2 protein-coding genes are annotated in these 871 nt (G+C 24.0%); both read right to left on the reverse strand.

Features of this window, described 5'->3' with window-relative positions:
- A partial coding sequence (locus ACP5GV_RS08065) for a hypothetical protein (protein WP_428103289.1) occupies positions 1–396 on the reverse strand: 396 nt, incomplete at its 3' end.
- Between the two features lie 181 nt (positions 397–577).
- On the reverse strand, positions 578–871 hold a 294-nt coding region (locus ACP5GV_RS08070; protein WP_428103291.1), incomplete at its 5' end, for a hypothetical protein.

The raw sequence follows: 871 nt of genomic DNA on the forward strand, positions 1-871 counted from the left end.
CATTAACTCAGCTTCAGCAAATACTTCGTAAACGTTCTCTTGTAAAATTTTAATTTCAAATTGTAATATTATCCTGTCGCTTGAGAAATGGAAATAAACAGCATCAGCAATTTTTATAAGTTCTTTTATATATTCAAATATGTATTTTTCAAACTTATAGTTTATAAACGTAAGTAATGCATTACTATCTAAATCTTTTTTGTTTCTTATTTTTTCAAATATTTCTATCAGCACTTGAAATTTTTCGTTTTCGCTTTTTAGCTGTTCTAATATTTTATCTAAGCTTTCAAATGTCTCTAGCTTATTGTTTTTTATGCTATCCTTTATTTGTGTCAAAATATATAGTATTTTCTCTTTCTTTTCTTCCTCTTCCTCTTTAATCTGTTCCTCAGCCACTTTTTCCACCTCGCTATTTTTATATACATAGTTTAAAGTTTATAAACTTTTTGCATTTCTGTAATTTATGCAATTACAAAAATGTTATATAAAAATGATATAGTGCTTATAGCAATATAATATATAATGCTTATTACAAAAAAATAAATAGCATTTATAATAAAAGAAAATAAAAAATAATTTATGGATAAAATGAGTATGGTTCGTTATGCTTCCAATATTCATATAAATATTTTGTGTTAAGATAACATTCGCTATTAAAATAGTCATACGCTATATCAAACATTCCATCAATGGCATGATATAAATCTTCTACATCATTAGTATCTAATAATATTTTTGTATAATAATATCCATTTTCATCTTTTTCTTTTGTGTATATCATGTATTTATTTGCAATTGGATTTATAAATATAAAATAATCGTTCCACATTTCGCATTTTGTGTAATAGCCTGGCTCTATTTCTTTAAATCC

Source organism: Caldisphaera sp., assembly GCF_049974385.1.
In the GTDB taxonomy this organism is placed as follows: Archaea; Thermoproteota; Thermoprotei_A; order Sulfolobales; family Acidilobaceae; genus Caldisphaera.